General features: G+C 58.8%; 28 protein-coding genes. 11 read left to right on the top strand and 17 right to left on the bottom strand.

Annotated features, from left to right (window positions below; genetic code table 11):
- Window positions 1-86: 86 nt before the first annotated feature.
- From ACQCLF_RS08090 to ACQCLF_RS08070, 5 genes are all read right to left on the bottom strand, one after another.
- Window positions 87-587 carry a dihydrofolate reductase gene (locus ACQCLF_RS08090; protein WP_426986069.1) on the bottom strand — a complete coding sequence of 167 codons (501 nt, stop codon included), beginning with the start codon at window positions 585-587 and terminating at the stop codon, window positions 87-89.
- A 54-nt stretch (window positions 588-641) separates the two neighbouring features.
- Window positions 642-1,481, bottom strand: a complete 840-nt coding sequence (locus ACQCLF_RS08085; protein ID WP_426986067.1) for a thymidylate synthase — start codon at window positions 1,479-1,481, stop codon at window positions 642-644.
- A 38-nt stretch (window positions 1,482-1,519) separates the two neighbouring features.
- Window positions 1,520-2,350 carry a prolipoprotein diacylglyceryl transferase gene (gene lgt, locus ACQCLF_RS08080; RefSeq protein ID WP_426986065.1) on the bottom strand — a complete coding sequence of 277 codons (831 nt, stop codon included), beginning with the start codon at window positions 2,348-2,350 and terminating at the stop codon, window positions 1,520-1,522.
- A 110-nt stretch (window positions 2,351-2,460) separates the two neighbouring features.
- Complete coding sequence (ptsP, locus tag ACQCLF_RS08075; RefSeq protein WP_426986063.1) at window positions 2,461-4,725, bottom strand: phosphoenolpyruvate--protein phosphotransferase; 2,265 nt, start codon at window positions 4,723-4,725, stop codon at window positions 2,461-2,463.
- Window positions 4,719-5,234 carry an RNA pyrophosphohydrolase gene (locus ACQCLF_RS08070; protein ID WP_426986061.1) on the bottom strand — a complete coding sequence of 172 codons (516 nt, stop codon included), beginning with the start codon at window positions 5,232-5,234 and terminating at the stop codon, window positions 4,719-4,721. Before ACQCLF_RS08070 ends, ptsP begins: the two co-directional genes overlap by 7 nt.
- A gap of 164 nt (window positions 5,235-5,398) precedes the next feature.
- Between ACQCLF_RS08070 and ACQCLF_RS08065 the strand changes: the two genes are divergently transcribed.
- The 5 genes from ACQCLF_RS08065 (at window position 5,399) to ACQCLF_RS08045 (ending at window position 10,711) form a co-directional block, all read left to right on the top strand.
- Window positions 5,399-6,055, top strand: a complete 657-nt coding sequence (locus tag ACQCLF_RS08065; RefSeq protein ID WP_426986059.1) for an HAD family hydrolase — start codon at window positions 5,399-5,401, stop codon at window positions 6,053-6,055.
- A 3-nt stretch (window positions 6,056-6,058) separates the two neighbouring features.
- Entirely contained in the window at window positions 6,059-7,246 is a 1,188-nt protein-coding gene (locus ACQCLF_RS08060) for an imelysin family protein (protein WP_426986057.1), read from the top strand.
- 370 nt (window positions 7,247-7,616) lie between these two features.
- Complete coding sequence (locus ACQCLF_RS08055; RefSeq protein ID WP_426986055.1) at window positions 7,617-8,663, top strand: isopenicillin N synthase family dioxygenase; 1,047 nt, start codon at window positions 7,617-7,619, stop codon at window positions 8,661-8,663.
- Window positions 8,660-9,598: a hypothetical protein gene (locus ACQCLF_RS08050; protein WP_426986053.1), complete on the top strand. Its 939-nt coding sequence runs from the start codon at window positions 8,660-8,662 to the stop codon at window positions 9,596-9,598. Before ACQCLF_RS08055 ends, ACQCLF_RS08050 begins: the two co-directional genes overlap by 4 nt.
- A gap of 45 nt (window positions 9,599-9,643) precedes the next feature.
- A complete protein-coding gene (locus ACQCLF_RS08045) occupies window positions 9,644-10,711 on the top strand; it encodes a putative urea ABC transporter substrate-binding protein (RefSeq protein WP_426986051.1) in 1,068 nt (355 codons plus the stop codon).
- Window positions 10,712-10,757: 46 nt separating this feature from the next.
- Here the strand turns inward: ACQCLF_RS08045 and ACQCLF_RS08040 are convergent, their stop codons facing one another.
- Window positions 10,758-11,363, bottom strand: coding sequence for a TetR/AcrR family transcriptional regulator (locus tag ACQCLF_RS08040; RefSeq protein WP_426986049.1), 606 nt, complete (start codon window positions 11,361-11,363; stop codon window positions 10,758-10,760).
- Window positions 11,364-11,491: 128 nt separating this feature from the next.
- On the opposite strand from ACQCLF_RS08040, the gene ACQCLF_RS08035 reads away from it, so the two are divergent.
- Window positions 11,492-12,454: a DUF1853 family protein gene (locus ACQCLF_RS08035; protein WP_426986047.1), complete on the top strand. Its 963-nt coding sequence runs from the start codon at window positions 11,492-11,494 to the stop codon at window positions 12,452-12,454.
- Here the strand turns inward: ACQCLF_RS08035 and ACQCLF_RS08030 are convergent.
- The 3 genes from ACQCLF_RS08030 to ACQCLF_RS08020 are packed head-to-tail and all read right to left on the bottom strand — an operon-like array spanning window position 12,438 to window position 14,877.
- Window positions 12,438-13,397 (bottom strand): biotin-dependent carboxyltransferase family protein, encoded by a 960-nt coding sequence (locus tag ACQCLF_RS08030; RefSeq protein WP_426986045.1) that lies wholly within the window; start codon window positions 13,395-13,397, stop codon window positions 12,438-12,440. The genes ACQCLF_RS08035 and ACQCLF_RS08030 overlap by 17 nt on opposite strands.
- Window positions 13,394-14,083 (bottom strand): 5-oxoprolinase subunit PxpB, encoded by a 690-nt coding sequence (gene pxpB, locus ACQCLF_RS08025; RefSeq protein WP_426986043.1) that lies wholly within the window; start codon window positions 14,081-14,083, stop codon window positions 13,394-13,396. Before pxpB ends, ACQCLF_RS08030 begins: the two co-directional genes overlap by 4 nt.
- Window positions 14,080-14,877, bottom strand: a complete 798-nt coding sequence (locus ACQCLF_RS08020; protein ID WP_426986041.1) for a 5-oxoprolinase subunit PxpA — start codon at window positions 14,875-14,877, stop codon at window positions 14,080-14,082. The genes pxpB and ACQCLF_RS08020 overlap by 4 nt, the downstream gene beginning before the upstream one ends.
- A 247-nt stretch (window positions 14,878-15,124) precedes the next feature.
- Here ACQCLF_RS08020 and msrP point away from each other — a divergent pair, with 247 nt between their 5' ends.
- Together msrP and ACQCLF_RS08010 are read left to right on the top strand one after the other, a co-directional pair.
- Entirely contained in the window at window positions 15,125-16,138 is a 1,014-nt protein-coding gene (msrP, locus tag ACQCLF_RS08015; RefSeq protein ID WP_426986040.1) for a protein-methionine-sulfoxide reductase catalytic subunit MsrP, read from the top strand.
- On the top strand, window positions 16,138-16,815 hold the full coding sequence (locus ACQCLF_RS08010; RefSeq protein ID WP_426986038.1) for a protein-methionine-sulfoxide reductase heme-binding subunit MsrQ: 678 nt from the start codon (window positions 16,138-16,140) through the stop codon (window positions 16,813-16,815). Before msrP ends, ACQCLF_RS08010 begins: the two co-directional genes overlap by 1 nt.
- Window positions 16,816-16,819: 4 nt before the next feature.
- On the opposite strand, the gene ACQCLF_RS08005 is transcribed toward ACQCLF_RS08010, so the two are convergent.
- The 5 genes from ACQCLF_RS08005 to ACQCLF_RS07985 all read right to left on the bottom strand — a co-directional run bounded on the left by ACQCLF_RS08005 (window position 16,820) and on the right by ACQCLF_RS07985 (window position 20,782).
- Complete coding sequence (locus ACQCLF_RS08005) at window positions 16,820-17,596, bottom strand: DNA-binding domain-containing protein (protein ID WP_426986036.1); 777 nt, start codon at window positions 17,594-17,596, stop codon at window positions 16,820-16,822.
- Window positions 17,583-18,494 (bottom strand): DUF692 domain-containing protein, encoded by a 912-nt coding sequence (locus tag ACQCLF_RS08000; RefSeq protein WP_426986034.1) that lies wholly within the window; start codon window positions 18,492-18,494, stop codon window positions 17,583-17,585. Before ACQCLF_RS08000 ends, ACQCLF_RS08005 begins: the two co-directional genes overlap by 14 nt.
- A gap of 90 nt (window positions 18,495-18,584) precedes the next feature.
- A complete protein-coding gene (locus tag ACQCLF_RS07995; protein WP_426986032.1) occupies window positions 18,585-18,863 on the bottom strand; it encodes a hypothetical protein in 279 nt (92 codons plus the stop codon).
- Between the two features lie 180 nt (window positions 18,864-19,043).
- Window positions 19,044-20,237: a class I SAM-dependent rRNA methyltransferase gene (locus ACQCLF_RS07990; RefSeq protein WP_426986030.1), complete on the bottom strand. Its 1,194-nt coding sequence runs from the start codon at window positions 20,235-20,237 to the stop codon at window positions 19,044-19,046.
- A 77-nt stretch (window positions 20,238-20,314) separates the two neighbouring features.
- Window positions 20,315-20,782, bottom strand: a complete 468-nt coding sequence (locus ACQCLF_RS07985; RefSeq protein ID WP_426986028.1) for a hypothetical protein — start codon at window positions 20,780-20,782, stop codon at window positions 20,315-20,317.
- A 107-nt stretch (window positions 20,783-20,889) separates the two neighbouring features.
- Between ACQCLF_RS07985 and ACQCLF_RS07980 the strand changes: the two genes are divergently transcribed.
- Window positions 20,890-22,011, top strand: a complete 1,122-nt coding sequence (locus ACQCLF_RS07980) for a flagella assembly protein FlgT middle domain-containing protein (protein ID WP_426986026.1) — start codon at window positions 20,890-20,892, stop codon at window positions 22,009-22,011.
- A gap of 12 nt (window positions 22,012-22,023) precedes the next feature.
- On the opposite strand, the gene secB is transcribed toward ACQCLF_RS07980, so the two are convergent.
- The 3 genes from secB to ACQCLF_RS07965 form a co-directional block, all read right to left on the bottom strand.
- Window positions 22,024-22,527 (bottom strand): protein-export chaperone SecB, encoded by a 504-nt coding sequence (gene secB / locus ACQCLF_RS07975; RefSeq protein WP_426986024.1) that lies wholly within the window; start codon window positions 22,525-22,527, stop codon window positions 22,024-22,026.
- Window positions 22,528-22,599: 72 nt separating this feature from the next.
- Window positions 22,600-22,857 carry a glutaredoxin 3 gene (gene grxC, locus ACQCLF_RS07970; RefSeq protein ID WP_426986022.1) on the bottom strand — a complete coding sequence of 86 codons (258 nt, stop codon included), beginning with the start codon at window positions 22,855-22,857 and terminating at the stop codon, window positions 22,600-22,602.
- A gap of 16 nt (window positions 22,858-22,873) precedes the next feature.
- Complete coding sequence (locus ACQCLF_RS07965) at window positions 22,874-23,290, bottom strand: rhodanese-like domain-containing protein (RefSeq protein WP_426986020.1); 417 nt, start codon at window positions 23,288-23,290, stop codon at window positions 22,874-22,876.
- A gap of 268 nt (window positions 23,291-23,558) precedes the next feature.
- Here ACQCLF_RS07965 and gpmI point away from each other — a divergent pair, with 268 nt between their 5' ends.
- Both gpmI and ACQCLF_RS07955 read left to right on the top strand, forming a co-directional pair.
- Window positions 23,559-25,109: a 2,3-bisphosphoglycerate-independent phosphoglycerate mutase gene (gpmI, locus tag ACQCLF_RS07960; RefSeq protein WP_426986018.1), complete on the top strand. Its 1,551-nt coding sequence runs from the start codon at window positions 23,559-23,561 to the stop codon at window positions 25,107-25,109.
- Window positions 25,110-25,163: 54 nt separating this feature from the next.
- Window positions 25,164-26,336 (top strand): murein hydrolase activator EnvC family protein, encoded by a 1,173-nt coding sequence (locus tag ACQCLF_RS07955; RefSeq protein WP_426986016.1) that lies wholly within the window; start codon window positions 25,164-25,166, stop codon window positions 26,334-26,336.
- The last annotated feature ends 67 nt before the right edge of the window (window positions 26,337-26,403 follow it).

Here is a 26,403-nt window from a genome sequence, read left to right as displayed (position 1 = left end):
GGTATCACTCAGGTAACAAATTGTCCCAAAGACTGTCTGATTCAAGTAACACCCGCTCAAAAAACAACCAGTCTCTCGCAGTGTCATCAAGTTGTAATGCGCTCAAAGCGCTGAAAAGTGTGTGCGACTGCCGCGGAAGCTTCCCCGGGGTGCTCACTCTCAAGGCGCCACTGGTCCGGATCAAGCTCCGGAAACCAGGCGTCTCCCTCCACCTCCAGGTTGATGCGGGTGAGGTACACCCGATCAGCCAGAGGCAAACTTTGGCGGTAGATCTGTTCACCGCCCATCACCATGATTTCGATCGCCAGCGGCTCCTCGCGTCGCGCCAGTGCCAGCGCCTCTTCCACACTGGTCACCCAACGCAGATTGGAGTCCTGAGAGCGATGAAGCGAGCGGCTGACAACAATGTTCAGCCTCCCCGGCAACGGCTTTCCGATGGATTCATGGGTCTTGCGCCCCATGATGACCGGCTTACCCATGGTGACTTCTTTAAAATACTTCATATCCCCCGGAAGGCGCCAGGGAAGCTGGTTATTGCGGCCAATCACTCCGTTACTGGCGGCCGCCACTATCAACGCTACGTTCATGATAAGGCCATAAATTTTTGGTTAGGTTCCCGAGCTCATCCGCCCCCGACAACTCTAGACGGCTATCGGTGCGCGAATTCGCGGATGAGGGCTGTATCCCTCGAACCGAAAATCTTCTACTTCATAGTCGAACAGGCTGGATGGGCAGCGATCAATCACCAGGCTCGGCAGCGCTCGTGGCTCCCGACGCAGTTGCTCGAAGACAATGTCCTCGGTCAGGTGATTGTGGTAGAGGTGGCAGTCCCCAAAGGTGTGCACAAAGTCACCCACCTGCAAATCACACTGCTGGGCGATCATATGCGTCAGCAACGCGTAGCTGGCAATATTAAAAGGGACGCCCAGGAACAGGTCCGCACTGCGTTGGTAGAGCTGGCACGACAATTTGCCTTCGGCGACATAAAACTGGAACAGCGTGTGGCAGGCGGCCAACGCCATACGGCCCTGCTCAGCGTTCTGTTGCGGACTGACCGACTCATCCGGCAAATCCGCCGGGTTCCAGGCACTGACGATCAATCGTCTCGATGAGGGCTTGCGGCGGATTTGTTCCACAACGTCACTGATCTGATCAATCGTGCTGCCATCGGGACAGGCCCAGCTACGCCACTGTTTACCGTACACCGGCCCAAGATCACCGTTTGCGGTGGCCCACTCATTCCAGATACGACAGCCACGCTCCTGCAGCCAGGTCACATCTGTGCGTCCTTGCAAAAACCACAACAGCTCCACAATTACGCTTTTCAGGTGCACCGTTTTGGTGGTCACCAGGGGAAACCCCTGTGACAGATCAAATCGCAGCTGGCGACCAAACACCGAGCGCGTGCCCGTCCCCGTGCGATCGCCTCGATCCACACCGTTGTCTACCACATCGCGCATCAACGCCAAATATTGCTGCATAACTCAAGCTACCCCTCGAACCCGACGGCAATGATTGTTTAGAGGGCCCGCGCCCGTCGCTGCTGGCGCCGCCAGCTCCAGATGAGAAGACCGATACCCACCAGCAACATCGGCAGCGACAGCAACTGCCCCCGAGTAACCCAGCCGAACAGGTCAAAATTGATGTGCTCGTCCGGCTGGCGGAAGAATTCGGCGAAAATCCGGAAGCAAGAGTACAACACCAGGAACAACCCGGCCACGGACCCGCGAGGCCGCGGTTTGGCGGAATACCAGTAGAGCACTGCAAATAACACAAGCCCTTCCAGAGTCGCCTGATAGAGCTGTGAAGGATGTCTGGCAAGCCCCTCCGGATCGTTGGGAAACACCATGGCCCAAGGCACATCCGAGGACCGTCCCCACAACTCCTGGCCGATAAAATTGCCCAGGCGGCCGAAACCCAACCCAATCGGCACCAGAGGCGCTACGAAATCCGACAGAGCGATAAACGACAGCTTATTGCGCCAGGAAAACAATGCCATGGCCAAAATCACACCGAGCAGCCCTCCGTGGAAGGACATTCCCCCCTCCCACACACGGAACAGCCACAGCGGATCACTCAACCAGTAATCGATGTGGTAGAAAAAGACATACCCCACACGCCCACCGAGGATGACCCCGAAGGCCACATACGTCACCAGATTCTCCACCTGGGAGCGCTGGACCACCGTATAGGGAAAGCCGGCCCGGCGCAGTGCCAACAGCCAGGCGCCGGCAATGCCGAACAGGTACATGAGGCCGTACCAGTGGATATCCAGAGGGCCGTAGGACTGGCCGCCAAATTCAAAAGGGCCAATGCTCAGGGCGATCGGATCGAGTTCAGGATACTTCATAGGCCTTATTCATGATCAATGGACGGAGGCGGCCTTACGGCGCCCGGGCATACTACCATTGTTGCAGGACCGGCACAGCTTCGGCATTCAGAGCTGCCCCGAAAACAGTATCAATCGTCCGAACTGGCCGGCCGAATCAGACGAGTCGCACCCAGTGCACGCAGGTTTTCGTCGACACGCACCCGTATTTGTTCAGCGTCCGGCAACGTCATCACTTCCGATAGCAATGCCCGGGACTGTTCGAGGCTGATGCTGCGAATAACGGATTTCACCTTCGGGAGGTTGGTCGCGTTCATCGACAACACATCGTAGCCCATCGCCATCAGCAGAATAGCCGCCCCGGGGTCACCCGCCAGCTCACCGCAAATACCCACACTGACGCCCTCCGCGTGGCCGTCATCCACCACACTGCGCAGCGCATGAAGGACGGCGGGGTGATACGCCTGGTAGACATCAGCCACCCGGGCGTTATTGCGATCCACCGCTAACAGGTACTGGGTTAAGTCGTTGCTACCCACCGACAGAAAGTCCACCCGGGCCGACAGTTCTCTGGCCTGATAGACCGCCGAAGGCACCTCGATCATAACGCCGATGGGCGGCAGCTTGACTGAGTGCCCTTCCTCCAACAGCTCGTTGAAGGCGCGATAAATCAGCACTTTAGCCGCTTCCAGCTCGGGCACACTGGTAATCATCGGTAGCAGGATGCGCAGATTATCCAACCCTTCGCTGGCCTTGATCATGGCGCGTATCTGCGCCAAAAAGATCTCGGGGTGATCCAGCGTCACTCGAATGCCGCGCCACCCCAGAAACGGGTTGGCCTCCTCTATCGGGAAATAGGGCAGCGCCTTATCGCCCCCGATATCGAGCGTCCGCATGGTCACGGTATGAGGGGCAAAGGCGGCCAGTTGCTCCTGATAGATGGCCCGCTGCTCCTCTTCACTGGGGAAACGATCACGCAACAGAAAAGGCACTTCCGTCCGGTACAGGCCCACGCCCTCAGCGCCACGCTCCAACGAGCGCACCACGTCAGTCATCAGGCCGGTGTTCACCCACAACGGCAGGCGGTAGTGGTCGGTCGTTTCGCAGGGCAGGTCTTTCAGGGCCTCCAGGCCCTTGACCAGTTCCTGCTCTTCCAGATAAATCGCCTTGTAATGCTTGCGCAGCTCCGGGCCGGGATCGGTGTACACCGTTCCTTTATAACCATCCACGATGACCGGGCGACCATCGAGGCGAGTGTAGGGAAGATCAACCGCCGCCATGACCGTCGGGATATCCATCGCCCGCGCCAAAATGGCTACGTGGGAGTTACTGGACCCCTGAACGGACACCAGGCCCGCCAGCTTTTCTTTGGGAATCTCGCCGAGCATGGACGCCGTCAGTTCTTCGCCGACCAAAATGGTCTGATCGGGATAAATCCGGCACTTCTGATTCGACTCCTGCAGGTAAGCGAGTACTCGCCGACCCAGATCCCGAAGATCCGTGGCCCGCTCGCGCAGATAGGCGTCGTTCATGCTGTTGAAGGTGCGTTCATGCTCCAGAATCACTTCGGCCCAGGCCGAAGGTGCCGCCGTACCCTGGCGAATGCGCTCTGTCACCTCTTTGCCCAACGAAGCGTCATTGAGCATGGCCAGGTAGGCATCGAACAACGCCTGCTCCTCCCGGTTCAACCGGGATTTGAGCTGCTCCCCCAGCCCTTTGATATCTTCCCGCACGGCTTCCAGGCATTCCTGGAAGAACGCCAATTCCGTCTCCACATTGTCGCAGTGCTTGTGGGGAACGGAGTGCAGATCGGCGGGCGGGGTGATGACGACGGCCTCCCCCATCGCGATACCTGTCGCTCCGGAGACACCGACAAACCGCGCCTGCGCCGCCTTTTCGCCAATGGCCACCATCACGCCCGTAGCTTCGGCGTGAGCAATCACTCCCGCCAACTGTGCGGACATGGTAACCAGAAACGCTTCATCGCCCTCGTCGAAGCGGCGCCGCTCTACTTGCTGGACAACCAGCACACCCAGGACTTTACGGTGGTGAATGATCGGCACACCCAGAAACGAGCTGTAACGTTCCTCACCCGTCTCGGGAAAGTATTGGTAGCTGGGGTGCGTCTCGGCATGTTCCAGGTTAATCGGCTCCTCCCGGGTCACGACCCGGCCGACCAGCCCTTCGTCAGCTTTCAAACGCACACGCCCCACCGAGTCGGCATTGAGGCCATCGGTGGCCATTAACACATAATCGCCATCGAGACCGCGCAGGTATACTGAGCACACCTCAGTGTGCATCGCGGTTTTGACGCGGGAGACAATAATCGCCAGCGCGGTCTTCAAGTCCCGCGCGGCATTGACCTCCTGAACGATGGAGCGCAGCGAATTCAGCATGTTGTTTTTACCGAAGCAGGCACCGCGGCTTCGAGTTGACTGTGCCAGGGTGCCAATTCTTTAAGGGCGCGGCGATAAACTTCGCGCTTGAAAGCAACCACTTTACCCAGCGGATACCAGTAACTGACCCAGCGCCAGTCATCAAATTCCGCTCGCCCGCCATTATTCAACGTAATCTCACTGTCCGACGAGACCAGACGCAACAAAAACCACTTTTGCTTTTGGCCCAGGCACAGCGGCTGAGAATTGTGACGAACCAGGCGGTTCGGCAAGCGATAACGCAGCCATCCCCGGGTACAGGCCACAACCGACACATCTTTCTCCGTCAATCCGATTTCTTCCTGAAGCTCGCGATACAACGCCTGCTCCGGTGATTCACCCTCGTGGATGCCACCCTGCGGAAACTGCCACGCATCCTGCCCCCCCACGCGCCGTGCCCAGAGCAATTGGCCCTGATCACTGGTAAGAACGATACCCACGTTGGGGCGAAAACCTTCGGCATCAATCACGGGGGCTTGCGATCCTTATCGGTCATTATTGAAAGAGGGCGCGAACAGCGCGCAGATCAGCCTATTGTTCCACAAACCGAACGCGCTCAGCAATTATCACGGTTGAGCCCCCGATGCCGAGCCGCTATGCTAGGCGGCCGCCAACCAACCAGGACCGCCGACCCGTGACCCTCGCGATTTTTGACCTCGACAACACGCTGATTGCCGGTGACAGCGACCACCGCTGGGGCGAATTCATGATTCACAAAGCGCTGGTGGACGCCGACCTCTACCGGGAGAAAAACGACGCTTTTTACCGCGCCTATCAAGACGGCACTCTGGACATTGACGAGTACCTCCACTTCTCACTGGCCCCTTTCGGCACCCTGAGTGATGCAGACATTCTCGAATTGCAACGCGAATTCATGCTCGATTGGGTGGAGCCACTGATGCTCAAAAAAGCGGGCGAGCTAATCGATCAACACCGCCGCCAGAATCACCAGTTACTCATTATCACCGCCACCAACAATGTCGTTACCGCCCCTATTGCCGAGCGGCTGGGCATTCCCGCCCTTCTTGCCAGCGAGGCCGAACGGGGCCCGAATGGCTTTACCGGGCGCCCCACCGGAACCCCGACCTTTCAGCACGGCAAAGTTATTCGCCTGGAACAGTGGCTCGAAAAGAATCCTCACCCGCTGGAGGACGCTTACTTTTACAGCGACTCCGCCAATGATCTGCCGCTGCTGGAAGCCGTTGGCCACCCCACGGCCGTAGACCCCGATGCCCGTCTGGAGCGCATCGCGCGGGAACGGCAGTGGCCCATACTCTCACTGAGGGACTGATTCGTGCCCCCGCTTGTCCATCGTTGCTGGCCTGTGCTGCTGAGCCTGATTCTTGTCGGTTGTGATCGAGGCGGAGAATCCTCCGCCCCACCCCCACCCGAACTTGCCTCCCCCGAACCAAAGACGACGCTGGGGCCACCCGATCCCGCATTGGAACAGGCCACCACAGCCGCCTGGGCGCTCGGAGAGACATGGCTCCGTGATACGAACACTTTATGCGATGCCTTTCACTCCGTGCTGCAAACACTGCTGGAAGCGCCCGACGAACAGCGCCTGACCGATGCTCGCTCCCACTGGCATCAATGCCACAACCGCTGGCACCGACTGACGCCTCTGCTGACACTGGGAGAAAGCAACCCCGGTTTGTTTGCTGACCTCAATCAGATACGCTTCCTGATCGACGCTCATCCGTTACAACCCGGCTACCTCGATGGCCTCGAGCAATACCCCTACAGCGGCATCGTCAACGACATTACTTTGCCTATCAACGCCGCCACGCTCAGGGAGCAACATGGTCTGACTGATGACGCCGACGTCGTACTGGGGCTGCATGCCCTGGAGTTCTTGCTGTGGGGGGAAACCGGCACCCGGACAGCCGACGACTTTATCTATCAGCGAGAGGTTCAGGATGAGCAACGCGAGGCCGAGTTGTCCGAGGCCCAACTTCCCCGCAATCGCCGCCGCGAACTAACCCGGCTGATCAGCCAGTTGCTACAGGATGACTTAAACGCTCTGGAGCAGCGCTGGCAGGCCACCAACCTGCGCCCCACTGCCACCTATCACCACTTGCATCCAGCGAGCCGCCTGCCGCTATTGCGTGAGGCATTGATTATGCTTCTGGGAAACCGTTTGCCCGACGCCCTGGCCCAGCAAGAGACGTCGGAGCAGGCCCACAACCGCTTTGCCGGCCGCAACGAGCAGCCCGTGCTCGCCGCGCTAAGCGGCACCGACCAATTACTGAGCACCGGCAACCCGACACTGCTGAGCCAGCTCTTATCGCCAGCCGACCAAGATGCCTGGCAGCAAGCCTGGCAACCCATCAACAATGCCCTCACCGCGGCTAATGACACCGCTGGCACTGAGTGGCCATCGTCGCTACCCGTGCTGGCCGACCTGCTGACTCCCAGTGACCCGCTCTCGACGCCGACACTGGATACCACGGAACACCTGGAGCCAATTGAGCAGCAGTAACGCGCAATGCTTCCCGCTCCGCACCCTCGCGGCGGGAAGCGCCCCGAAATAGCACACCCGCCCTCCACATTGAGCCATTGCAGTGCACAGCGCCTTGTCGCCCTTACCCACTCCTCCCGGCCAACCACCTTGCTCTATCGGGTAATCGGCGGTTTTTTAATCAAATGGCATGAAAACTGCCTTATTCCTACAGCGCGACACCCAAACATCGCCCACCGCAAGGTGCGTCAATGACTGAGGCACCGACCTCCGGGACGACCCGGACGGTCTAGGAGACCGCTTTACCATCTGGACGACCAGATAATCTTTGGCCCGGACAAACCGTGGGCCCGGATAATCTAGAAGCAACGCAACCAGAGAGGTAATCGGCATGACATCAGCGGTCCCCGACACACCCCATACCGCCTTCCAGCAACTCCCGCTGGTGGATATTTCAGGCCTGCGCTCGAGTGATCCCGACACGCGCAAAACCACCGCCGACGCTTTGGGCCGGGCAGCCCGGGATGCGGGGTTTCTTTATATCACCGGACACGGTATCGACCCCGGACTCATCGACACACTGCTCCAGCGCACCCACGCTTATTTCTCGCTGCCATTTGCGGAAAAAATGCGCAATTACATCGGCCATTCAGTGAACCACAGTGGCTATGTGCCCGAAGGCGAAGAGCAGTTTTACGGCAGTGCCACGGTGGACAAAAAAGAAACCTACGACCTGGGCTTCGATATGCCGGACCACCAGTGGCGTCGCCCCATGCTCGGCCCAAACCAGTGGCCGGAAATGCCGGGGTTTCGCGAGGACATTGAAGCCTATTACCGGGCCGCACTCGACCTGGGCCGTCACCTGTTTCAAGGGTTCGCCCTTGCGCTGGGGCTCGAAGAAGACACCTTTACCCAACACCTGACCCGCCCGCCGAGCCAGTTGCGGTTGATACACTACCCCTTCAACCAGGACATGCCGCCGGACCGGCCAGGCATTGGTGCCCATACCGACTACGAATGCTTCACCATTCTGTTGCCCACTGCGCCCGGCCTGGAAGTAATGAATGGCGCCGGGGAGTGGATTGACGTTCCTTTGATCGACGACACGTTTGTGATCAACATCGGCGATATGATGGAGGCGTTGAGCAATGGTTACTACGTGGCCACCTCGCACCGAGTGCGCAAGGTCGCTCAGGAGCGCTACTCTTTCCCGTTATTTTGCAGCCTGGATTACGACACCCGCATTGAACCGCTGGCGGCATTGACCAACGATAAGAACCCGCCGCGCTACCCGCCACTGATCGCCGGCGAACACCTGTACGCGCAAACCCTGCAAACCTTCGAGTATCTCAAAAAGCGCATTGCCGAGGGCGACATACAACTGCCTGACGGCGCCCGCGAGCTATCGTCGTTTGGCCATGGGGGTTCAAACGTATGAGTTTGCAGACCATTCTGGAGCGATACCCCAGGCATAGCACCTCCGGCGTCCCCGAATGGATGCTGGGCTGCTTCCGCCGCCAATGCATCAGTTTCGCCAATGGGGAATCCGATCATCAAACCACCGTGTACTGGCTGCAAAGTCGTCACCTCACGGTCGACCTGCGTTTGCCGCGCTTTGACCAGCGCGTCACTTCCACATTGCTGGATCGCTCGACATCGGACTGGAAAGCTCTCTCGCAATATGAAGGCTGGTCAGCACTCGCTCACTGGGATGGCCAGCAGTTGAGCTGGAGCGAGACCACCGCTTTGCAAAACCACAACCGCTGGCCCGAGCCCGCTTGTTTGCGACGCGTTGGCAACTGCATGATTGAGTTCGCACCGAGCGGTGCTTACGTGGAAGACTGGCGTCTCCAGCCCAGCGAGCCGGGCCCGTTGATTGGGTTGCGACTGCGCGAGGAAACCCGGCTCGATACCGGAGAACGAATCCCCCGCGACGGCGCACTGATTATTGCCGGTCGCTACGCCGGCCTCGTACTGGGACGAACTCAGCCTTTGCCCGACTCACATTCGACACTGACCGAACAGGTAAACGTGCAGCTGGATAAATCGGCCTCGCCAGCGCCGCTGTTCGATTTTGAAACCTCAATCGCCGAAGGCTCGCTAACTCAAGGTTTTACTGTGCAGCACAGCACCCGGCCCGAGCGGTGTGGTAACCCGCTGTGGCCAGAGAGTGATTTCGAGTGGCTGCCCGACCAGCAACAGGTCCGGCAACGCTGGCACCAAGGCGACCACCATTACGAGCGCCGCTTCGAAGTCGATAGTCTGGAGCCTCACTACCCCTTTAAGCTGAGCACGCCTTCCACCCCTGAGTCGAACCGCTGGTTCGAGCAGGAAGCCGCAACACTCACCCGTTATACCCGACACTTGTTTTGAATCACCAATCCCGTCGCTGGTTTCTATAACTTTTGGAGACACACTATGATTTTTCGCCTACTGCAATCACTCACTCTCGCTGCCGCCTTAAGTTTGTCCGCCGTGTTCGCACACGCTCAGGAAGAACCGAAAAAGTTCACAGTCGCCTGGTCCATCTATGTCGGCTGGATGCCCTGGTATTACATTGAGGAAACCGGCCTGATGGATAAGTGGGCCAAGAAGTACGGTATTGACGTGGAGCTGGTGCAGATCAACGATTACATTGAAGCCATCAATATGTACACCGCCGGTCGTTTCGACGCCGCCACTATGACCAACATGGATCTGCTGACTATTCCCGCTGCCTCCGGCGTTGACACCACGGCCCTCATCACTGGCGATTACTCCAACGGCAACGACGCCGTGGTGCTGAAAAACGGCGACTCCATGGAAGACATCAAAGGCCGGGATGTGTACCTGCTGGAGTTATCCGTTTCACACTACACGCTCGCGCGCGCTCTGGAGTCCGCCGGAATGACCGAGCGTGATATCACGGTGGTCAACACATCGGATGCGGACATTGCCAGCGCCTTTAACGACCCGGCTGTACAGGCCAGCACCTTGTGGAATCCACAACTGGAAGAGGTCTTGAAACATCCGGATGCCGTCAAAGTCTTCGACTCCACCGAAATTCCCGGCGAAATTCTGGACATCCTGGCGGTGAAAACAGAGACGCTGGAAGCAAACCCGGAACTGGGTAAAGCGCTCACTGGCGCGTGGTTTGAAGCCATGTCCATCATGAATGCCGACGACGCCGAGGCGAAAGCCGCCAAGCAAATGATGGCCGCTGCGGCGGGTACTGACCTGGACGGTTATCAGGTTCAGCTTGATGCCACAGAGCTGTTTTACACCCCGCAACAGAAACTGGATTTCCTCACCAGCGAGCAAGCGGAGAAAACCATGTCGTTCGTCACCGAGTTCTCTTTCCGCCACGGGTTACTCGGTGAAGGCGCCCCGGCACCGGATGCCATCGGCATTGAACTGCCCGATGGAGAAATCTGGGGAAACAAAAACAACGTGAAAATGCGCTTCAACAATCACTTTACGCAAATGGCGGCCGACGGAGAACTCTAAATCCGGGTCGCTTTCCGAAGCGGTTAAAGCGTGCGGCAGTGCAGGATCAATGCCGCACGCGATAGCTGTCGATCATCGCCTCAATGTCTTCCACGACTGACTCGACGGACTGATTGGAAACCCGGCGTTGCGCGAACGTGCGAGCACCCATGACTTGCACCTGCAGTAAGCGAGCCAGCCGATCACACTGGACATCTGCGCGCAATTCACCTTCGCGCTGGGCACGGCGCAACAAATCTTCAAACAACTCTTCCACATCGGCGAGCAATTCATTCACGCGGCTGCCAAGCGGCTCATCTTCATCGCGCACTTCCAGCAGGGTTTTAACAATCATGCAGGCGCGTGCAGGAGGTTCCATGCTGTCGGCATTACACAGAATCAGCTGCCGAATAAACGCTTTAAGCGCCGACAACGACGACGGTTCATCCGCAAGGCAACCCTCCAGTTGGGATACCAGTTCATCGGCATACGCATTCAACGCTTCGAGAAACAGCGACTGTTTATTACCAAATGCCGCGTAGAGACTGCCGGGTCGCATATCGAGCGCCTGCTCAAGCTGCTTGAGTGACGTGCCGTGATAACCGTTTGCCCAGAACAAAGACACGGCTTTCGCCAAGGCCTCATTACGATTATATTTAGCAACGCGTGGCATGATGGAGCCTCATGGGTCTGCGTGCTTAAACACGCATGGAACGGATTCCGCCCCCTCACTTTAACGTCCGCGATGGCGGTGTCAACTCTATCGGCGAAGATGCCGCTTATGACGACGAAATGTGTACTATGACGTACACTTCCATGATGATAACGCCCACTCAGCCGCTTCGCTTGCAGCACTTCGCCACACGTCACCTTGCCTGGTTAAGCGAGGCCCCGCCCCTGACCACACGGTCAGAACCCGTCACGACCGCACTGGATCAACGGGCTCTGGCGACACTCACGCGCTGGGATCGAGCACCAGAGAGTGGCCCCGCGTTTCTTACCAAGACACCGCCGCGCAAACTGGGACTTTATTTCGAGCAACTGTACCGTTGCCTGTTGACCGATCTGCTCGGCTGGGAACTGATCGCTCACAACCTTCCGTTGCGCCACGAAGGTCGAACCCTGGGAGAACTGGACCTGCTGGTTCGTCACCCCGACACCCGGCAAGCAGAGCATCATGAACTGGCGGTGAAATTTTATCTGGGCGTGCCCGGCACAGCCGATCGGGCACCGGGCTGGTATGGCCCCAACGCGAACGACCGACTGGATCTGAAAATACATCGCCTCGAAACACACCAATTGCCTTTAAGTGAACATCCAATAGCGAAAGCCGCCCTGTCCGCACTGGGAGTCACCCACTCGTTGAAACGGCGGTTGATCATGCCGGGCTATCTGTTTTATCCGGGGGCCGCCACCGAGCAGCACCTGAACCGGCACTCTGTCACGCGCACCCCGCTTCCCGACAGCGGAGCTCCCCCGACGCACTTGCGCGGCCAGTGGCATTTCCACAGCGCCGCAAAGAACCACCCCGGGATCGCCACCTGGGCACCGCTGCAAAAACCCCATTGGCTGGGGCCGTGGAGCCAACCCCAAGCGCCGGATTGGACGATCACCGAACAGGCATTAACCCGCGTTTGTTCACAAGGCTTCGCGCAGTTATTTGCGCAACTGCATTACAATTCCGAACGCGCGCTGTGGGAGGAAGAAAGCCGCCACTTCGTGGTACCGGACAGCTGGCCCGCCACGTTCAACCGTTCACATTAAAAAAACGGGAAAACACCCGCCATGCCTGAAAATACGCCTGAGCATCCACAGGCGTAAACTGAACGGCTGTACCCGGTGGGCACTGAGCGAGGGAAAACGCATCCAGGGGATGTACGGTACCAATTTTCGGGTAACCCCCCATCGTCTGGCGATCCTTCAACAGCACAATCGGCTGGCCATCGGGTGGCACCTGAATGGCACCAAAGGGAATGCCCTCGGAAGTCATCCCCTGCGCAGGGCCACGCAACGCAAGACCGTCCAGTGTCACCCCCATGCGATCCCCCCGTCTTGAGACAGTGTAGGGGTGTTCATAGAAGCGCTGCACTTCGGCGCGAGCAAACTCGCTGCACTGCTGTCCTTCCAGCACCCGCAACATCACAGCCTGCCCGTAATCCGGAATAAAGCGGGGCGGTACACGCCGATGACAATGGCCTTGAAGATACCCCTCAAGAGAGTTGGAGGCGCTTTCCTCCGCCACCGGCAGCCAGTCTCCCGCACGCAATGGCTGCCCCATGCCGTCAAGTCCGCCAATCCCCTCGCGAACGACGGTGGACACCGAGCCAAACACAGGCTCAACCAGAAATCCTCCCGCCACGGCCAGATAACTGCGCACACCACGAACGGGAAAACCAAACGTGAGGGCATCTCCCCGTCGCACCGTATGGGTTTGCCAGCAGGCCAGCGGTTCGCCGTTGCACCGGGCCTGCAGATCGGCACCCGTGATGGCGATCACAATGTCCGTATGCACCTCAAGCTGCAGGCCACCCAAACTGATCTCCAGCGCGGGGCTGTCGGAACGGTTACCCAGTAACCGGTTGGCCCACAGATACGCGTGCTCATCCATCGCCCCGCCGGGGGACACGCCGAGGTGTTGGTAACCGAAGCGGCCGAGATCCTGAATCAGTGTTAAAGCGCCTGGCTTCACAACGCGCAAGCCCGTCATGCCCTTTCTCCTCCCAGGCGGTGAAACTCCGCCCGGTCAATCGACACGAAACGTACCCGGTCACCGGTCTTGACCGGACAGAGATTGGGAGTTTGACGATCAAACATTCGTAGGGGCGTGCGCCCGAGCAGGTTCCAGCCGCCCGGTGTCGCCACTGGGTAGACCGCCGTCTGCCGCTCCGCCAACGCCACAGAGCCAAGGGGTACATGGGCGCGCGGAGTATCGAGTCGCGGTGTCACCAAAGCATCGGATACCGGCCCAAGGTAAGCAAAACCCGGTGCGAACCCGAAAGCGAACACCCGGTAGGTGTCGCCGGCATGCCGGCGAACAATGTCCTCCACTGTGGCGTCATGATAGCGGGCCACTCGCTCCAGATCGGGCCCGACGGACGGATCGTACCAAACGGGAATTTCCACAATGCGCTGAGCGGACTCGACAGAAGGCGGCAAATCCGCCAGCAGCCCCCGAACCTCCTCGATCAGAGCCAGCGGATCGGCACGTCGGGTATCCACCACAATCATCAGCGTGGCATAGGCAGGCACCAAGTCCCGCACCTGTCCAGCCAGTGCCTCAGCCAGCCGATCACAGGCGGCCCGGATTCGGGGCACCAGACTCTCATCCACCGTGTCACCAAACCGTACCAGCAACGTGTCCACGGCAATCAGGTCCACCGCCATCACGTTCATGCTGGCGGCGGCGCCACGCTCTGCCGGGAGCCCAACGCTTCGCGGATAGCCCGTACCGCGTTGACCGATTCCGCGTTATCGCCATGCACACACAGTGTGTCTGGCGAGAGCCGCAACGGATCACCAGAGCGGGTCACCACGACACCGTCTTCCGCCAAACGCAGCGCCTGCTCCAGAATGCGCTGCGGGTCCTGATAGACCGCGTTCGGCTCCTGGCGCGATACCAGAAACCCTCGTTCGTCATAGGCCCGATCAGCGAAGGCTTCAAATAACAGCGGCACATTGACCGCCTCCGCGAGCCGACGAATGGGCTCCTGATCGGGCGTCGCCAGCACCATCAGCGCCAACGAGGGCTTACAACCCGCCACCGCATCCAATACGGCCCGCAATATATCGGGGTCGCGCATCATATCGTTATACAGTGCCCCGTGCGGTTTCACATAGTTCACACTCAGGCTCTGCGCTTCGGCCAGACCGGACAGCGCTCCCACCTGGTAGCGAATCATCGCCACGATTTCTTCCCGGCTACAGCGCATACTGCGGCGCCCAAAACCGGTCAAGTCGGGATAGGCCGGGTGCGCCCCGATCACCACCGAGTGCCGCCTTGCCAGCCTCAGGGTGCGATCCATGGTCACCGGGTCTGAAGCGTGAAAACCACAGGCGATATTGGCCATATCCACCAGTGGCATCACGTCTTCATCACACCCCATGCGCCAAGGCCCCAGGCTCTCGCCCATGTCGCAATTCAGTCGAACTGACCGGGAAGAGGTTGTGGAGGAGGGAGTTACGGTCATCACAGTCTCTAATTCAACCAACGTGTGGCTCAGTTTACCCCAAGCATTACAACGCTTCGAGACAACAAGCGCCCCGGCCAATCAGCATTCGTGACTTCCTGGCCTGTTTCCGAAACTTTTGATGCCAAAACTCGTCGTAATGACTACAGCCTCCTATAGTGAAGAATACCGCTCTACTATCACGCAACGTCCACCAACGGCCCGGCAACGTATCCAGTGGTAACGTGAATCAAGAGGTATTAATGCCATGCTGATCAAGAAGCGGTTCGCCAGCGAGCCCTCCGAAGCCCGAGTCACCCCGGAAGATGTCTACCTGAACCGTCGTCGCTTTTTGCAGATATCAGCTCTGGGCACCGGGCTGGCGGCAAGTTCTGCCCACGCCGGCCTGTTTGACTTCCTTTCAGGGGACAGCGATGAACCAGCCGCAAAACCCTCCGAGCGCAAGCCACTCGACTTCCGGTCCACCCAAACGCCGGAGGGCCTGACGCTTACCCCGGAAAGCAAGGCGACCAGTTACAACAACTTTTATGAGTTCGGCACCGATAAAACGGATCCCATGAACAACAGCCAGCAGCTGGACATCGAACCCTGGACGCTGAGCGTTGAGGGGGAAGTGGAGAAGCCAGGCAAGGTCGACGTATGGGAGTTGATGAACAGCGCCCAGTTGGAGGAACGGATCTACCGCATGCGTTGCGTAGAAGCATGGTCGATGGTGATCCCCTGGGTTGGCCTGGAGCTGGGCAGCTTCCTCAAGCGTTTTGCGCCAACCAGCCGGGCCAGGTACGTGGCCTTCGAGACGCTGTACGACCCGGATCAAATGCCGGGGCAGCGCAACCGCTTCGTGGGCGGCGGCATCGATTATCCTTACGTGGAGGGATTGCGCATGGACGAGGCCATGCATCCGTTGACGCTGCTTTCAGTGGGTATCTACGGCAAGACGCTACCACCGCAAAACGGGGCACCGATTCGGCTGGTAGTGCCCTGGAAGTACGGGTTCAAGGGGATCAAATCCATTGTGCGCATCCGGCTGGTAGAGGAAATGCCCCCGACCAGTTGGAACCGGCTCGCCGCTCAGGAGTACGGCTTTTACGCCAACGTCAATCCCGAGGTAGACCACCCCCGGTGGTCCCAGGCCTCCGAGCGGTTTATTGGGCCCGGCGGCTTTTTTGATGTGACCCGGCAGCCGACACTGCCGTTTAACGGTTACGGCGACGAGGTGGCTTCGCTGTATCGGAACATGGACCTGCGCAAGTACTACTGATGACTGACGCTGCCGACCAAACGCCACCCAACCGAGCTCCGCGCTCCGGGCCATCTCACATCGCACGACGCTGGCTGGGAAGAAGCCTGCATGTGGGTGTGCATATCGGGGCGCTATTACCCCTGCTCTGGCTGTTCGTGCTGATTCCTCAGGGCGGGTTGGGTGGCGATCCCGTCAAAGAATTGATTCATTACCTGGGCATTGGCACCTTGCGATTGCTTCTGCTCACTCTACTGATCGCACCACTGACGCGTTATCTGTCATTTCCGCAACTCAATCTGTTACGACGCCCATTGGGGCTGTGGTGCTTCGCCTGGGCTACCTTGCACCTGACAGTCTGGGCGACACTGGATCTGGGCCTGACCTGGACGTTGATTGGTGAGGAAATCGTCAAGCGCACTTATATCCTGGTGGGTATGCTGGTGTGGCTGATTCTGGCCGCGCTGGCCGTCACTTCCCTACCGGCGCTGATGCGGGCGATGGGCAAACGCTGGAAGCAACTCCACGGTTTAATTTACCCCGCCGTGCTGCTCGGCTGTCTGCATTTTTGGTGGTCTGTTAAAAGCGGCTGGATAGAACCGGCCATTTATCTCGCCCTGGCTCTCGGCCTGCTACTGGCCCGCGCGCAAAAAGTGCGCCGCTGGCTGAAAAGCCTCACTCCTCGCCGCCCTCACTGAGCCGTTAGGTGGCTTGGGTGAGCGGCTTGGCGCCTCGAAGAATACCGAGGTCATAAAACTCCTGGAGCATGAGTTCGCCGCCGGTCATCAGCGCCTCCGGGTCTACGGAGGGGGACTCTTCACCAATCTGCTCCAGCAGTTCTCGTGAACTGCAATCCGGACACTGCTCGATCAGCGCCAGCAGCCGGGCAGTGAACGCATTCAAGGCCATAAAAGAAACCCGGCGATCACGACTGCGATACACCAGCAACCAGGTGGGATGCTCCGGAGCTTCCTGAGGCTGGTAGTCAGGGCCAATGCGATGCACCGGAAAACGATACTCCAATGACAACGCCAACGGCGAGAGCACCGGATGGCCCGCCATGGGATCCTTGACAAGATCGGTGCGAGGTTCCGGGTTGGACGCGATCTGCAACGCCAGTTCCACCCATTCGTAATGCAGAAGCTCCTCCATAAACGGCGGATCCTCTGGCGTTACCGGGCGACTGCCGGAGGAGCCAACGTAGTCGAGGTATTCCCGACCTATATCGGAGAACAATGGACTGCGGCTGCGGTGATATTTGAGGAAGCCGCGCACCTCATTGTGCCACCAGTCTTCCGGGACGAGCGACTTGAAAACCGGGAAGTTGTTGCTCAGGAAGGTATTCAAATTACTGAAAAAGAGCTCCTGATACACCTTCATCCGGCGCGGGTCAGCACTGACTTGTGCCGTATGCTCCGGATCGCGAATCGCACCGGCAAAGCGAGTCAGAGCACGACGATAGTCTTCAGGCGCCGACATGGAGCCCTGCCCCCTGGGCGATCCCAGGCCTGTCGCCATGCGTCCCAACTACACTTTCCTGGGAGCACTGACGCTGGCGCACACGCGCCACTTCATCCAGCAGTTGAGGCATCGGCGGAATATTAAAATCCCGCTCCAGCAGCGTGGGACAAGCCCCGGCATGACGGTAAGCCACATCAAGGAGATCCCAGACCGGGTCGGACACCGCCGAGCCATGGGTATCCACCAGCAGATCCTCCGCTTCCCGATAATGCCCTGCAATGTGCAGGTAGGAAATGCGCTCGGTCGGCATGGCGTGAATAAAAGCGGCGGGATCGTAGCGGTGGTTCACACTGTTGACGTAAACGTTATTGACGTCCAGCAGCAAATCACAGTCGGCTTCATCCAGCACGGCGCGAATGAATGTCGCTTCGTCCAGCTCCGGCACGGGCATTTCAGGGGTTAGTACCGGCGTGTAGTAAGAAACATTTTCCAGGGCGATGCGTCGCTCCAGAATATCCTGCACACGACGAATACGCCCGGCAATCCAGTGAACACCGCTTTCGGTAAAGGGCACGGGCAGCAAGTCGTAGAGGTGCCCCTCATCCCCGCTGGCACTGAGGTGCTCCGAGTAAAAGGCAATGCGGTGTTCATCCAGGAAGCGCTTAACATCATGCACAAACACTTCGTCCAGCGGTGCGGGGCTGCCAATCGAGAGAGATAATCCGTGGGTCGTAAAGGGATAACGCTCGGTCAGTTCGCGAAACTTTTCACCCAGACGCCCGCCCATGGCCATCCAGTTCTCTGGAGCCACCTCCAAAAAATCTACCTGTCCGTCGGGCGCGTCTATCAATGCATCCAGCAGTTCACGCCGTAACCCCAGACCAACGCCTCGGCGTGGGGGTTGCAAGTCGGTCATGATCGCTCACCTTCAAACCAGAGGAGGCCCGACTGCACGTCGGGCTCAAAAGCAACGGGCCCCGTTTTCGAAGGCCCGCCGCAAAGCGCTTTAACCGCCGCACTTGCCCTCGCCACACTTGCCTTCGCCATCCTTATGCTCATGCGAGCGCTCTTTTTTGTCCTTTTTCTCTTTTTTCTCGCCGCACTTACCTTCCCCACACTTGCCTTCACCGTCTTTCTTGTCACCGTGGTGTTCAGCCAGTTGCGTGTAACCACCCGCGAGTGGTTCGGCGGAAAACGGGTTCTCGGCAACAGCGGCCTGAGCGCCCAGGCCCAGCAACATCGCGGCACCAGCAGAAGCTATCAGGGGGGTCTTAATGGATTTCATAACGCGACTCCTTCAATGAGAGGATAGAAAGCAATTAACAGAAACGTCCTACTTCAACGTTATGGTACTGATACAAACCACCTACGGATCATAGACCATGCGGGACCAAAGGTCCCGGACCCTTTTCACAGGCCGCCCGGTTCACAGACCACCGCGGAGAGTGAAACGTTCAACACCCACTCAGGCCAGGAACACCCGCGCAAAAACCGCCTTGAGATAATCGGTTTCCGGAATGGCCGGATGGACGGGATGGTCCGCGCCTTGCCCACCCTGGGCCAGAATCTGCACCTGTCGATCCAGGTGCCGCCCCGCACCACGCACAATATCCACCAACGTCTCTCGCTCCAGATGCATGGAGCAGGACGCCGACACCAGCAGGCCGTCACGCCCCAGCAGGCGGATCGCCAGTTCATTAATATGCCGATAGGCCGCTTCTCCGGATTTCTGGTCTTTTCGGCGTTTGATAAACGCGGGTGGGTCCAACACCACGACATCGAACGTCTCACCTTGAGCAATGAGCGTTTTGAGCACGTCCAGCGCCTTGCCCTGAATCGTGCTGACACGCTCGGCTACGCCGTTCAATTCGGCATTGCGTTCCACACCATCCAACGCCGCCGCCGAGGCGTCCACACACACCACCTCAGAGGCACCGGCGTTGGCCGCCGCCAGCCCCCAGCCGCCCAAGTAGGAAAATACATCGAGCACACGGCGCCCTTTACACCAATCCTGAAGCCGCGCGCGATTATCCCGGTGATCGTAAAACCAGCCGGTTTTTTGTCCCTGGCCGGCCTCGAACTGAAATCGCGTGTTGTTTTCCACCAGTTCCACCGTACCGGGTACCTCCCCGTACGCTACCTCCTGATAGGCGGGCAAACCCTCCATTGCCCGGGCACCGTGGCCGTTATCGAGCAGTACGCCGGTCGGCGCAAGCACGTCAACCAGCGCCGACACGACCTCGTCGCGCACGCGCTCCATACCCGCGCTGGCAATCTGAACGACCAGCACATCCCCGAACCGATCCACCACCAGCCCCGGCAATCCATCCGAATCACCGTAGATCAACCGGTAGTATGGCTGCTCGAAGCAGCATTCACGCAGGGCGAGTGCCTGATTGATACGATGCTTGAGCAGAGATTTCCCCAACGTCTGAGACGGGTCCCGGCTGATTAATCGCGCACAAATCAAACCGGCGGGGTTCACCACCGCAACACCCAGCGCCTTGCCGTTATCCGCCTGAATCAGCACTTGGTCACCGGCAGTAAAGGTTTTAAGCGGGGTTTTGGCGATATCGACTTCGTTGCTGTAAATCCAGAGGTGGCCGCGCTTGAGACGGCGGTCGGTGTTTTTCTTTAGAGACAGTACGGGCAGGGACACAAATTTCTCCAGACAATGGCGCGAGCCGCCCCAGCGGCGGCGGCCGATATTCTATCGGGTTTTACGCCAGAGAGGGCTTATGACTCGGGTTCCGGGATGACCAGTTGCGTTTTATCGGCAAAGCGTTTGCGATCAGCCTCGGTGGCCCCTTCCCGGCATTCGCCTCGGAGCCACGACTCTACGTGTGACAGTCGATAATCCAGCATCAAAAACCCTTCCCGACAATAGCCAGTAGCCGATACGGCCGTGCCGGCATCCTTGCGAAGCCCTTCGAGCGCACGGGTATCCATCGGCTCGTGGCGCGGCGTGCGATCCTGAGCACGCGTGGAGCGGTAGACCTCCACCAGAGGCCGCCCCCCGTGCGGTGACGCTAACCGGTAGATAAACAGCTTGCTGTCATTGGCGCGCACATCAATTTCCAGCGCCTCCTCCCAGCCGTCGAAGTGACGACCACCACTGCTACATCCCGGCAGAGTCAGCATCAACGCTGCAGAGGCGGCGCCCACACCGCACACTGATGCCGTCAAACGTTTTAACCTTCTCATGGTAATGATTACCCTCAGGGCTCAAGCCCTCAGCAATTGAGCCGATAGCCGATATAAGACCAGAGAAACCCTAAAACATTTCCCAGCCAATGACCACCAGTGAAACCATGACGGCACAGACTTTCGATCACAGCGCACACCTATCGCGTCGGCCATTCGCAACGCTCACGTGGTGGTCGCTGCTATGCCTTCTGTCGATGCCCGCGCTGGCCGGGCCGAGCCAACCGCATTTTGGCAGCTCACCCCAGGGCCAGTTCAGTCGAGCACCCAGCGAGCCTGCAGCTCTGCCCTCCGCGGCTGAAAGCGCTGCAGAACGCAGCGCTGTGTGCCCTTCGGACCAACGTCTGTACCGAAAATCGCTGCTAATCACGACGTTTGCACGGCGTGGTGCTGCCAGCCAGAATGCTGAAAGCCTGTGGAGTATCGGCCAAAACCTGCCCGCCCTGATGGGTCAGTCTCTCAGTGAGCACAACAGTCTGTTCCACTATCAACTCAGCCAAGGCAGCCTTCCGGCAAACGCCACGGCGCAGCAGGTCCGGGAACTGGCGCGAGGCGCCGATACTCAACTGGTACTGTCCGGTGAATTACTGGACCTGGCTATGGCGCGTCCCGCCGAGGCCCTGAACCCAAACCTGATCAACCGTGCTCGCAATGCCACCGTAAGCACGTTACGCCTGAACCCCGCCTGGGACAGTCGACAGCGGGATTTTGCGCTGCGTTTGACCCTGTTTAATGGCATCACCGGCACGCCAGTGGCCTACCGGGACTATCGCTTGCGAGGCGCCTGGAACCCCAGCCGACCAGCCAATACCCAATTCGGCACGCCGGGATTTTGGGAGAGCGATTACGGACAAAAAATCCGGGGCATCGTAGCGACGGCTGGCGAAGAGATGGGAGAAACCATTCGTTGCCAGCCTCTCATTGCCCGCCTGAAGCCCCACCGCATGGGTGCCCATCAAGTCTTGGAAGCCGGTTTTCAGCAGGGGCTCGCGCCGGGCGACCGACTACCGCTGCAACAACTCACCTACCGCGAGCTGCCAGGGCGCTACCGGGAATACCGAGCCCACATGCTGGACAGCGGTGTGCGGCTCATCGTCGAAGAGGTGCACCCGGCCTACAGCCTGGTACGTTTGGAGGGAGATGTAACGCTGCACGGTGAGCACTTGGCGGTGACACCTGGCCAGGAACACTCCGCAACAGCGGAATATTCCTGGCACCGGGAGTATTAACTCCGACCCGGCTCAGGCATCCGTAGCGGGTGCCGATTCATTCTTCTTGGTCGCCTGTTGTACGGCTTGCGCAAACACAGCGTCAAAATTGATCGGCGGCAACATCAGTGGAGGGAATGAACCACGAGACAAAGTGGAGTCAATCACTTCGCGTGCATAGGGGAAAAGAATCTGCGGGCAAGTGGTATTGATCACCTGGCTCAACTGCGCCTTCTCCAGCCCCTGGATAGCGAACAACCCCGCCTGTTTGACCTCGATCAGGAACACCACTTTGTCTTCCATGGTCGCGGTCACGGTCATCAGCAGCACCACTTCGTAGTGGCTGTCGTCCACATTATTCACTTGAACGTTCAGCTCCTGATCAATCTTCGGCTTCCACGACTGACTGAAGGACTCGACGCCCAGAGGGGTCTCGAAAGACAGGTCTTTCAGGTAAATACGCTTGATTTGCAGTCCGCGCGGTGCTCCCTGGGGCTCGGCTGAGCCGTTTACCGTGGGATTATTCTCATCTGCCATGGTTCAGTACCCGTTATGTCTGTTTGGTTTCTGTTTGATTGCCGTCCGGCGTTTACCGGCATCAGCACTGAATCAACCCAGCAGGTCGTCCAGCTTGCCGCTCTTGTCCAGTGCCCACAGGTCGGTAAACCCGCCCACATGGCGATCGCCGATCCAGATCTGCGGCACAGTGCGCTGCCCACTGTCAGCCATCATTTTTTCACGAAGCGGCGGGTTGCGGTCCACTCGGATTTCTTCGTACACCACGCCCTTGCTATCGAGCAAATGCTTGGCGTTGATGCAAAACGGACAGACCGCCGTGGTATACATTACAACTTTGGAACCGGCCATTGTGCGCTCCCGGGCTTCAGCCTTTTTTTACCAGGGGCAGCCCCTGGTTTTGCCACTCAGTGATCCCCCCGGCCAAGCGACGCACATCAAACCCTTTTTGGCCCAACGTGCGACCAGCCGCACCGGCGTGCTGACCGTACTTGTCTGCCACCACGATGACCTTTTCCTTATAAGGCTGCAAAAAGGCTTCACCTTCGGTGGCGACCTTGCGATAAGGAAGATTGAGCGCACCGGAAATGTGTCCGGCCTTAAAATCCGACGCTTCGCGCACATCCACCAGCACCGCCGACTCGCTGTTGAGCAAGCGGGTGACCTCATGGGCCGGGATAGGACGGCCGTTCTTGATTCGCTCCCGCAAGGCGTAAACCACCATCAGCAGCGCCAGCGTTGCGATCAGGAGCCACTCCTGACTGATAAAGACAAAAAATTCCACGTCGTCGCCTTCCTCACACTCGGAACCGGGAAACCACCTCCTGAACAGGGGCGGAGCGCGCCGCAGTATACACCATCAAGCACCGTTTTCTCAGCGGTTGAGGGCCACCCATTTAGCGCCCCCTGTCATAAAGGGGCACGAGCCGACCGCGCATTGGCATAGAGTTACCCACGGTAACGCGTTAGAATAGGCGTTTTGCGCCCGCCGAGCGCCACTTACGGCCCGGATACGGACCTTCATTTAGCGAAGCAGAGAAGTGACAGCATCTATGACCGCCACTAAAAAGCCCCTCGTTCTGATCATTCTGGACGGATTCGGCTACTCGGAAAACACCGAGCACAATGCCGTTTACAGCGCCAACACGCCCGTGTGGGACGACCTCTGGAATCATCGCCCTCATAACCTGATCGCCACATCCGGCATGGCCGTCGGCCTGCCGGAGGGCCAAATGGGCAACAGCGAAGTGGGGCATACCACGATTGGCGCCGGTCGTGTGGTTTATCAAAACTTCACCCGCATCAACAAAGCGATCGCCGATGGCGAGTTCGCCAAAAACCCGAGCTACACCGCTGCGATCGACAAGGCGATTGAAGCCGACAAGGCTGTTCACATCCTGGGGCTTCTCTCCGAAGGGGGCGTACACAGCCATCAGGACCACATTTACGCCATGATCGACGCCGCCGCCAAACGCGGTGCGAAAAAAGTTTACCTGCACGCGTTTCTCGATGGCCGCGACACCGCTCCGCGCAGTGCCAAGCCGTCGCTGGAAAAAGCCGAGAAACAGTTCGCCGACCTCGGCGTGGGCCGGGTGGCCAGCATCGTGGGCCGCTACTTTGCCATGGACCGCGACAACCGCTGGGACCGTGTCGAGCAGGCCTACAATGCCATGGTGTGCGGCACGGCCGAACAAACGGCCTCCTCCGCCGTGGAAGGTCTTGAAGCCGCCTATGAGCGGGACGAAAACGACGAATTCGTCAAAGCCACCGTGATCGCAGGCGACGGCGAGTCCGCCGTAAAAATGGAAGACGGCGACGTGGCCATTTTCATGAACTTCCGCCCGGATCGCGCCCGCCAGATTACTCGTGCCATGATCGAGCCGGAATTTGACGGTTTCAAACGCCAATGCCACCCCACGCTTGCCGATTTTGTGATGACCACCGAATACGCGGCAGACATTAAAGCCAGCTGTGCATTCCCACCCCAGGAACTGGTCAACTCCTTTGGCGACTATATTGCCAAACTGGGCAAAACCCAGCTGCGCATCGCCGAGACCGAGAAATACGCGCACGTCACCTTCTTCTTTAACGGTGGCACCGAATCCGAATTCGAAGGCGAAGACCGTATTCTGGTGCCCTCCCCCGATGTCGCCACCTACGATCTGAAACCCGAGATGAGTGCGCCCGAGGTCACTGACAAACTGGTGGCGGCCATTGAGTCCGGAAAGTACGACGCCATTATCTGCAACTACGCCAACGGCGACATGGTCGGTCACTCCGGCATTTTCGATGCGGCGGTCAAAGCGGTGGAAGCGGTGGATGAGTGCGTGGGCCGTGTGCTTGACGCCACCTTGAAGGCTGGCGGCGAAGCTTTGATCACCGCTGACCACGGCAACTGCGAAGAGATGTACGACGCGGACACCGGCCAGGTAAGCACCCAGCATTCCACGCTGCCAGTTCCTCTGGTCTACGTCAGTGACCGCAAGGGCCAGGTGATTGATGGCGGCTCTCTGGCCGACCTGGCGCCGACCATGCTGCATCTGATGGACCTGGAACAGCCGAAAGAAATGACCGGCAAGAATCTGGTCGATCTCAGCCAGTAACCGCATTGCAAGGCGGCCTTTCATCGGTCGCCTTGCTCAATCCGGGTTTACCCCATGAGCGTTCTGCGAGCCAAACATCTGTATAAAAAACTGCTCCCGCTCTGCCTGTGCGGCGCGCTGGGCAGCACGGTGCTGGCTGTTTCAGCCGACGAGCAGGCTGAATACGAAGCGCGCATGCAGCAATTGCAGCGCAATATTGAGCAGCTGCAAACCGAACTGAAAAAAACCCAGGGCTCCCGCGATAAACTCAAAGACCAGTTGGAGGAATCTGAATCCGACATCGGCGAGTTGCTCAAACGTATCCAGAATCTGGAATCGGAGATGAAGCAACAGGACAACGACCTGCAAAGTCTTCGTCAACGCCGTCAGGAACTGGATCAATCCCGTCAGGCCCAGCAAACCGCCGTGGCTGAACAAGTGCGCTCCGCCTACCAGCTCGGACGCCAGAGTCAACTGAAGCTGCTGCTGAATCAGGAAAGTCCCCAGCGCGTATCACGCCTGTTGCGTTACCACGATTACTGGCTGGAAGCGCGTACCGATCTTATTCATCAATACCTCGACACACTGGCCGAGTTGGACGATATCGAGCCCAGAATTGTGCAAAAAACCACCGAGCTGGCCTCCAGCCGCGATCAGCTTAAACAGCAGCACAACCGGCTCAGCAGTCGCCAGAGCGAGCGCCGCGAAACACTGGCCGCTCTCAACCAGCGCATTCGCTCCACCGATCAGGAGCTGAACGATCTGCAAAAGGACCGCGAGCGACTGCAAGCGTTATTGGACGAAATGGTAGCGGCGGTCGCCGATTTGGAAATGCCCGGTGGAGACGTCCCTTTCAGCCAAAGCAAGGGACAACTACCCTGGCCCGCCAGCGGCAAACTGCGGTACCGCTTCGGCAGCACCCAGCTGCACGGGCAGATCACTCGTCAGGGCATTGTTATTTCCGCCTCCGAAGGCACGCCCGTGCTGGCCGTACACCATGGGCGCGTGGTATTTTCCGACTACTTCCGTGGCCACGGGCTGTTATTGATTGTGGATCACGGCGAAGGGTACATGACCCTCTACGCCCACAATCAGGCGCTTTATAAAGAAACCGGAGAGTGGGTTGCTCCCGGTGAAACCATTGCCAGTGTCGGCAGTACCGGCGGGCAAACCGAGGCTGGCCTGTATTTTGAGCTGCGCTATCGCGGCAAGCCCACCAACCCGGCCCCCTGGCTGGCCCAGGCGTGAACGGCTCGAGGTGAATTATGCGTCAGCCCCACTGTCACACCCATGACAGCCACCTAAACGAAGCGGC

The organism is Marinimicrobium sp. ARAG 43.8, assembly GCF_050113635.1.
Lineage (GTDB): Bacteria > Pseudomonadota > Gammaproteobacteria > Pseudomonadales > Cellvibrionaceae > Marinimicrobium.
The sequence above is the reverse complement of the archived record's forward strand: the minus strand, read 5'-3'. Positions and strand labels throughout refer to the sequence as shown.

Excerpts from the sequence above, each read along its gene's own strand:
- ACQCLF_RS08090 (WP_426986069.1), bottom strand. The coding sequence starts at position 587 with ATGAACGTAGCGTTGATAGTGGCGGCCGCCAGTAACGGAGTGATTGGC.
- ACQCLF_RS08085 (WP_426986067.1), bottom strand. The coding sequence starts at position 1,481 with ATGCAGCAATATTTGGCGTTGATGCGCGATGTGGTAGACAACGGTGTG.
- lgt (WP_426986065.1), bottom strand. The coding sequence starts at position 2,350 with ATGAAGTATCCTGAACTCGATCCGATCGCCCTGAGCATTGGCCCTTTT.
- ptsP (WP_426986063.1), bottom strand. The coding sequence starts at position 4,725 with ATGCTGAATTCGCTGCGCTCCATCGTTCAGGAGGTCAATGCCGCGCGG.
- ACQCLF_RS08055 (WP_426986055.1), top strand. The coding sequence starts at position 7,617 with ATGACATCAGCGGTCCCCGACACACCCCATACCGCCTTCCAGCAACTC.
- ACQCLF_RS08050 (WP_426986053.1), top strand. The coding sequence starts at position 8,660 with ATGAGTTTGCAGACCATTCTGGAGCGATACCCCAGGCATAGCACCTCC.
- ACQCLF_RS08045 (WP_426986051.1), top strand. The coding sequence starts at position 9,644 with ATGATTTTTCGCCTACTGCAATCACTCACTCTCGCTGCCGCCTTAAGT.
- ACQCLF_RS08040 (WP_426986049.1), bottom strand. The coding sequence starts at position 11,363 with ATGCCACGCGTTGCTAAATATAATCGTAATGAGGCCTTGGCGAAAGCC.
- ACQCLF_RS08035 (WP_426986047.1), top strand. The coding sequence starts at position 11,492 with ATGACGTACACTTCCATGATGATAACGCCCACTCAGCCGCTTCGCTTG.
- ACQCLF_RS08030 (WP_426986045.1), bottom strand. The coding sequence starts at position 13,397 with ATGACGGGCTTGCGCGTTGTGAAGCCAGGCGCTTTAACACTGATTCAG.
- pxpB (WP_426986043.1), bottom strand. The coding sequence starts at position 14,083 with ATGAACGTGATGGCGGTGGACCTGATTGCCGTGGACACGTTGCTGGTA.
- ACQCLF_RS08020 (WP_426986041.1), bottom strand. The coding sequence starts at position 14,877 with ATGACCGTAACTCCCTCCTCCACAACCTCTTCCCGGTCAGTTCGACTG.
- msrP (WP_426986040.1), top strand. The coding sequence starts at position 15,125 with ATGCTGATCAAGAAGCGGTTCGCCAGCGAGCCCTCCGAAGCCCGAGTC.
- ACQCLF_RS08010 (WP_426986038.1), top strand. The coding sequence starts at position 16,138 with ATGACTGACGCTGCCGACCAAACGCCACCCAACCGAGCTCCGCGCTCC.
- ACQCLF_RS08005 (WP_426986036.1), bottom strand. The coding sequence starts at position 17,596 with ATGTCGGCGCCTGAAGACTATCGTCGTGCTCTGACTCGCTTTGCCGGT.
- ACQCLF_RS08000 (WP_426986034.1), bottom strand. The coding sequence starts at position 18,494 with ATGACCGACTTGCAACCCCCACGCCGAGGCGTTGGTCTGGGGTTACGG.
- ACQCLF_RS07995 (WP_426986032.1), bottom strand. The coding sequence starts at position 18,863 with ATGAAATCCATTAAGACCCCCCTGATAGCTTCTGCTGGTGCCGCGATG.
- ACQCLF_RS07985 (WP_426986028.1), bottom strand. The coding sequence starts at position 20,782 with ATGAGAAGGTTAAAACGTTTGACGGCATCAGTGTGCGGTGTGGGCGCC.
- ACQCLF_RS07980 (WP_426986026.1), top strand. The coding sequence starts at position 20,890 with ATGACGGCACAGACTTTCGATCACAGCGCACACCTATCGCGTCGGCCA.
- secB (WP_426986024.1), bottom strand. The coding sequence starts at position 22,527 with ATGGCAGATGAGAATAATCCCACGGTAAACGGCTCAGCCGAGCCCCAG.
- grxC (WP_426986022.1), bottom strand. The coding sequence starts at position 22,857 with ATGGCCGGTTCCAAAGTTGTAATGTATACCACGGCGGTCTGTCCGTTT.
- gpmI (WP_426986018.1), top strand. The coding sequence starts at position 23,559 with ATGACCGCCACTAAAAAGCCCCTCGTTCTGATCATTCTGGACGGATTC.
- ACQCLF_RS07955 (WP_426986016.1), top strand. The coding sequence starts at position 25,164 with ATGAGCGTTCTGCGAGCCAAACATCTGTATAAAAAACTGCTCCCGCTC.